This window comes from Streptomyces sp. (assembly GCF_035563135.1).
Classification (GTDB): Bacteria; Actinomycetota; Actinomycetes; order Streptomycetales; family Streptomycetaceae; genus Streptomyces.
Genome location: NZ_DATMVN010000758.1, coordinates 1 through 5,861 on the forward strand (window position 1 = coordinate 1; position 5,861 = coordinate 5,861).

At 68.9% G+C, this 5,861-nt stretch carries 6 protein-coding genes and 3 tRNA genes; 5 read left to right on the top strand and 4 right to left on the bottom strand.

The genetic code is table 11. The features are described 5' to 3' along the window. Nucleotides 1-105: LacI family DNA-binding transcriptional regulator (locus tag VN520_RS33865; RefSeq protein ID WP_325750719.1), on the bottom strand; the 105-nt coding region annotated here is incomplete at its 3' end. A gap of 327 nt (nt 106-432) precedes the next feature. Here VN520_RS33865 and VN520_RS33870 point away from each other — a divergent pair. The 3 genes from VN520_RS33870 to VN520_RS33880 all read left to right on the top strand — a co-directional run bounded on the left by VN520_RS33870 (nt 433) and on the right by VN520_RS33880 (nt 4,302). After that, nucleotides 433-2,157 carry a discoidin domain-containing protein gene (locus VN520_RS33870; protein WP_325750780.1) on the top strand — a complete coding sequence of 575 codons (1,725 nt, stop codon included), beginning with the start codon at nt 433-435 and terminating at the stop codon, nt 2,155-2,157. 211 nt (nt 2,158-2,368) lie between these two features. Further along, nucleotides 2,369-3,703, top strand: a complete 1,335-nt coding sequence (locus VN520_RS33875; protein ID WP_325750781.1) for a DUF1996 domain-containing protein — start codon at nt 2,369-2,371, stop codon at nt 3,701-3,703. Between the two features lie 20 nt (nt 3,704-3,723). Then, nucleotides 3,724-4,302, top strand: coding sequence for a DUF305 domain-containing protein (locus VN520_RS33880; protein WP_325750782.1), 579 nt, complete (start codon nt 3,724-3,726; stop codon nt 4,300-4,302). 122 nt (nt 4,303-4,424) lie between these two features. On the opposite strand, the gene VN520_RS33885 is transcribed toward VN520_RS33880, so the two are convergent. The 3 genes from VN520_RS33885 to VN520_RS33895 all read right to left on the bottom strand — a co-directional run bounded on the left by VN520_RS33885 (nt 4,425) and on the right by VN520_RS33895 (nt 4,860). Further along, a tRNA-Ile gene (locus tag VN520_RS33885) sits at nt 4,425-4,498 on the bottom strand. 211 nt (nt 4,499-4,709) lie between these two features. Continuing rightward, nucleotides 4,710-4,782 (bottom strand) — tRNA-Asn (locus VN520_RS33890). 5 nt (nt 4,783-4,787) lie between these two features. Then, a tRNA-Asn gene (locus tag VN520_RS33895) sits at nt 4,788-4,860 on the bottom strand. A 181-nt stretch (nt 4,861-5,041) separates the two neighbouring features. Here VN520_RS33895 and VN520_RS33900 point away from each other — a divergent pair. Then, nucleotides 5,042-5,344 carry a YtxH domain-containing protein gene (locus tag VN520_RS33900; RefSeq protein ID WP_325750783.1) on the top strand — a complete coding sequence of 101 codons (303 nt, stop codon included), beginning with the start codon at nt 5,042-5,044 and terminating at the stop codon, nt 5,342-5,344. Nucleotides 5,345-5,413: 69 nt separating this feature from the next. Continuing rightward, the coding region (locus VN520_RS33905) for an FGGY family carbohydrate kinase (RefSeq protein ID WP_325750784.1) at nt 5,414-5,861 on the top strand (448 nt) is incomplete at its 3' end.

The window sequence follows — 5,861 nt, forward strand, 5'->3', positions numbered from 1 at the left end:
CCGGATCTGGGGGGCGACCGTCGTCTCACCGTTGATGACCCGGGAGACGCTCGATTTGGACACGCCCGCCCGGGCGGCCACCACATCGAGAGTGGGGCGTTTCATGCCTGTCCGTCCCCTGTGCCGCCGCCCGGGTCCGTGCGCGGGGCGGGTTTTCTCATCGGGACGACCTCCGGCTCTGCGTCATGGCGATGACAGCAGCGTATCCGCAGGCCGGAGCGACACGAGCGTGCCCAAAAAGGCGTCTCCGTCAGCGCCACCCCCGTGACTGCCGACGCGTCACCCAGGCCATGAGAGACCGCTCCCTCCATAGGCCTCAGGTGTTACGACGCTATTTTTTCGAGGTGAAAGATGCCTTGACAGCCTTTACCAGCCCCTCCATCCTCCCTTTCAGGGAGCGCTCCCTGACCTCCCCCACTTGAGGAGTCGCCCATGCAAAAGCTGCTGCGCCGCGTCGCCTTACTTCTGGCCCTCGCGGCCTCACTGCTCGCTTTCATCACTCTCCCCGCCCCTTCCGCGCAGGCGGCGGAGGTGCTCCTCTCACAGGGAAAGCCCGCCACCTCCTCAAGTACCGAGGGGAACTTCAGTGCTCGTAGCGCCGTCGACGGCGACCCCGGGACGCGCTGGTCCAGCGCCTTCACCGACCCGCAGTGGATTCAGATCGACCTCGGGGCGAGCGCCGGGATCAGCCGGGTCGTCCTCAACTGGGAAGCCGCCTACGGCAAGGCGTACAGGATCGAGGTGTCGAGCGACGCGGTGAGCTGGACCGTCGTCCACCAGACGGCCACCGGCACGGGCGGCACCCAGGACCTGGCCGTCTCCGGCACCGGCCGCTATGTGCGCATGTACGGGACACAGCGCGCCACCCCTTACGGCTACTCGCTGTGGGAGTTCCAGGTGTACGGCACTGCCGACGCCGGCGGTCCCGGCGGTGACACCGCCAGGCTGCTCTCCTACGGCAGGCCGGGCGCGGCTTCTTCTTCCCAGAGCGACCAGAACTGCTGGGAGTGCACGCCGGCCAGGGCATTCGACCGGGACCCGGCCTCCCGCTGGGCCACCAGCCCCACCACGGGATGGACCGATCCGGGCTGGATCTCCGTCGATCTCGGCGCGACGGCACAGATCGACAAAGTCGTCCTGCAGTGGGATCCCGCCTACGCCAAGTCCTTCCAGATCCAGGTCTCCTCGAACGGAGCCGACTGGACGCCGGTCTATTCGACGACGTCCGGCACGGGCTTCAAGCAGACGCTGGCCGTCTCCGGTACCGGCCGCTACGTGCGCATGTACGGGACGCAGCGCGCCACCCCTTACGGCTACTCGCTGTGGGAGTTCCAGGTGTACGGCACCGGCGGCGATCCGATACAGCCTCCGCCGCTGCCGAGCGACCCCACGAACCCGCCGCGGCTCGTGTGGAGCGACGACTTCGACGGCGCCGCGGGCGGCAAGCCTGACCCGTCGAAGTGGAGGGCTGATCCGGGCACCGGGCCCAACAACGAGCTGGAGTACTACACCGACCACCGCAACGCCGCACTGGACGGGGCGGGACACCTGGTGCTGGAAGCACGCAAGGAGGCCACCGCCGGATCGTCGTGCCCGCCCGACCCACTGAGCGGCAGCACCACGTGTCAGTACACCTCGGCGCGGATGAACACCGGCGCGACCTTCCAGTTCACCTACGGGCGCGTCGAAGCACGCATCAAGGTACCCAAGGGCAACGGCCTGTGGCCCGCGTTCTGGATGATGGGCGCCGACTTCCTGACGGGCCGCCCGTGGCCGTACAACGGCGAGATCGACATCATGGAGATCCTCGGCAAGGACGTGAAGACCGCGTACTCGACCGTCCACGCGCCCGCCTACAACGGCGGAGGCGGAATCGGCGCGCCGTACACGCTGCCCGGGAACGCCGACTTCTCCGACGACTTCCACACCTGGGTCGCCGACTGGAACAGCAAGGGCATCACCTACAGCCTGGACGGCCGGACCGTTCTGACTCTCGACAAGGAGCAGGTGGAGCAGACACGCGGACCGTGGATCTTCGACCACCCCCACTACCTGATCCTCAACCTGGCGGTCGGAGGGGACTGGCCGGGCCCGACAGACGCCAGCACCCCCTTCCCCGCCAAAATGCTCGTCGACCACGTGCGGGTCTATCAGTGACCCCTGGCCGCCCGGTGACCGCGAAGGTCCCGGGCGGCTCCGCCCGCTCCCTGTGGGCGGCGGTCCGCGGCACCCGAATCCCCTTGCGGGCAGACGCCACTGTCCGCCCCCCGCTCCCCCATCGCTGTACTTCGGCGAGCAGACCCGTCACCCCTGATGCCCGTAAGGAAGCGAAATGCGCAGACATCCCGTCCCTCTGTACACACTGTTGGTGAGCACTCTGGCGGTCGTGCTGGTCGCCGCCCTGAGCTTGACCGTATCGACCCAGCAGGCCCAGGCCGCGACGGTCACCGTCCAGGCCGAGTCCTACGCGGCCCAGTCGGGTGTCGTGCCGGAGGCGACCGGGGACATCGGGGGCGGGCAGAACGCCGCGTTCCTCGCCAACGGCGACTGGATGCGCTTCGACAACGTCGACCTCGGCGCGGCCGGCCGGCTGACGGTGTCGGCCCGGATCGCGTCCGCCGTCGGCTCGGGCACGGTGGAATTCCGGACCGGCAGCCTGACCGGACCACTGCTCGCCGTCATACCGGTCTCCCCGACCGGCGGTTGGCAGACCTGGACGACCCAGGCCACCGACGTCACCACCCATCCCACCGGTTCACAGACGGTGTTCGCCGTGCTGCGCAGCACGGCGGCCGGTGACTTCGTCAACATCAACTGGTTCTCCTTCGCCGACGCGAGCGACAGCCCGGCGGCCGGATGGGTCCCCATCGACCAGGCCAAGTGGAACGCCCAGTTGGCGCAGTTCCGTGCGATGACACCCGCCGCCGTGCCCGCCGGTGTCGTCCGGGTCCCGGAGTTCAACGCCACCTGCTCCTACAGCCACTCCAAGCCGGACGACCCCATCGTCCTGCCGGGCCTGCCCGGTGCGTCCCACATGCACAGCTTCTTCGGCAACAGGAGCACCGACGCGTTCTCCACGGCCCAGTCGCTGCTGACCAACACACCCACCAGTTGCACCCCTGCCAACGACCTCTCGGCGTACTGGATCCCGACCCTGTACGAAGGCGACAAGGCCGTCGAAGCCGAGGAAATGACCGTGTACTACGGTTCCCGGCTCGCCGACCCCTCGGCGACCGTGCCCTTCCCCCAGGGGTTCCGCATGATCGCGGGCAACGCCAAGACCCAGACGCCCACCCCGGCGGGCTCGCCGGGCCAGTACTGGTGCGCCGGCGAGGGCGGTGAGATCGGCCGCAGTGCCGACGGCAACTGGCCGCGCTGCGCCCCGCAGGCCCATCTCACCCACCAACTCGTCTTCCCCGACTGCTGGGACGGCAAGAACCTCGACAGTCCCGACCACAAGTCGCACGTGGCGACCGCCTACGACGGCAAGTGCAGCGGTGCCTACCCTGTCGCCATCCCCAACCTCTCCTTCGTCGTCAGCTATCCGACCAGCGGCAGCACCGCGGGCTTCCGGCTGGCCTCGGGCATGGCATCGTCCATCCACGGCGACTTCTTCAACGCCTGGGACAACGCCGCTCTCGGGCACCGCGTGAAGGACTGCATCACCCAGAAGGCCAAGTGCAACTCCGCCGGCACCTTCTGACCCCGTGGCCGGCGTGCGCCATGGTGGTGGCGCTGCTGGCCGTCGGGTGCACCTCGCAGCCGACGGCCGGCGCGTCGCCGGGACCGGCCTTCAACGCCACCGACACCGCTTGGATCCTGTTGATGATCCCCATGGCCGAACGCGCACAACTCCTGACCGATCTGGCTCCCTCCCGCACGGCGGACCCGGACCTGGCCGAGCTGGCGGCGAAGACCGGATCGGCACTGCGCGGAGACCTCCGCCGACTGCGCGCGGTGCTGCGTCTCTCAGGCGTCCCCGACACCCGCCCCCACGAGGGGCACACCATGCCGGGCATGGTGAGCCTCGGCACCCTTGAGAAGGCGGCAGCCACGGACGGTCAGGCGTTCGACCGGATTCTCACCGACGCGCTGCGTGCCGGTTTCACGCAGTTCCGGTTGCTCTGCGCCGAGGAGCAGACCCATGGCCGGGCCGACGAGGCGACGGAACTGGCCACAGCCATCGCGAGGAGCACGGCCGAGCAGACCACCCGGCTGGACAAGCTGCGAGCAGCACGGCCCGCGACATCCGGGACACCCTCTCAGGCAACCGCCGTAAAGGGCCAGGTCAGAAGCGTCTGAAGTGCGCTGACACGCTGCGGCAGCGGGCCGGTACCGCACGGCGCGCGGCTGGTACCGCACGGAAAATCGCCACGCGATCCACGTTTCCCCAGGTCAGAACGATTCTGCCCGGGGACGCTCGGTGGGGCGGGTGGGACTCGAACCCACGGCCGACGGATTATGAGTCCGCTGCTCTAACCGGCTGAGCTACCGCCCCGTTTCGGCGTGGCGCGTACAAGTGTGCGCGCCGTCTGCCGCAGCATAGCCGGTCATACGATCTCCTGCTTCGGATGGCCGGCTTCGCGTGACCATGAAGACAGCGCTGCCTGCTGCCCGGTTCCAGGCGGTGCGGAATCACCCCGAAAGAGTCACGGACCGTCCGGCGCGGGCACACGAAAAAGGACCCCGAAGGGCCCTCTCCCGCATCGCTCCCCCGACTGGACTCGAACCAGTAACCCTCCGGTTAACAGCCGAATGCTCTGCCAATTGAGCTACAGGGGATCGCGCTCCCCCGACTGGACTCGAACCAGTAACCTGCCGGTTAACAGCCGGCTGCTCTGCCAATTGAGCTACAGGGGATTGCTGCGGTGCCTCGAATCGCACCTACCTGGCTGCTGCCGGGCGGCGCGCGTTCGCTGCGACACATACATTAGCGCAAGCAGGGGGGTGCTCCGCCAATCGGTATCTCCCGGGGTGATCTCGGGTGTGTGCGGGTAGGCGGGCAGCACATGTCGCACGGAGCGAAGGAAGGGTGGCAGCCATGCGGTACCGGCTCACGTTCATCGCCGGAGTGGCCCTCGGTTACGTGCTCGGCACGCGGGCCGGGCGCGAGCGTTACGAGCAGCTGAAGAAGGCGGCGCAGACGCTGGCCGAGAATCCCGCTGTGCGGAACGCGGCGGAGTCCGCCGCGCACGGCAGCCGGGACTTCGCCGGCAAGGCGTACCACTCGGTGAGCGAGAAGGTCGGGGACAGGGTCCCCGTGTCCGTCTCCGAGCGGGTGCGCTCGCTGCGGGAGCGCAGCGGTCACAACGGCAGTGACGACTGGGGGACGACGAACACCTGAGGTCCGTTCCCGTACCGGGCACCCCCGTCCGGTACGGGAACGGTCCACGGGTGCGGCAGAATCTTGTCCATGGGCATAGTGGCCGGCTTGGACAGTTCATCCGCCTTCACGCACATCGTCGTCTGTGACACGGACACCGGTGCCGTGCTGCGGCAGGGGTACGCCGCGCATCCCGTCGAGGCCAAGGCCTCCGAGGTGGATCCGCAGGCGTGGCTGCTCTCACTCGGTGAGGCGGCCTCCGGAGGGCTGCTCGAAGGTGTGCAGGCCATCGGTGTGTCCGCTCAGCAGCACGGCCTGGTGCCGCTGGACCACCAGGGCAATCTCGTGCGGCCGGCGCTGCTCGGCAACGACCGGCGGGCGCAGGCCGCCGCGGCGGATCTGGTCGACCGGCTCGGAGGCCGGCAGCCCTGGGCCGAGGCCGTCGGGGCCGTGCCGCAGGCCGCGCAGCCGGTGGCGAAGCTGCGCTGGCTGGTACGGAGCGAGCCGGAGAACGCGGAGCGCGTCGCCGCGATCCTTC

Coding starts and splice junctions, on each gene's coding strand:
- VN520_RS33870 (WP_325750780.1), top strand. CDS start 433: ATGCAAAAGCTGCTGCGCCGCGTCGCCTTACTTCTGGCCCTCGCGGCC.
- VN520_RS33880 (WP_325750782.1), top strand. CDS start 3,724: ATGGTGGTGGCGCTGCTGGCCGTCGGGTGCACCTCGCAGCCGACGGCC.
- VN520_RS33900 (WP_325750783.1), top strand. CDS start 5,042: ATGCGGTACCGGCTCACGTTCATCGCCGGAGTGGCCCTCGGTTACGTG.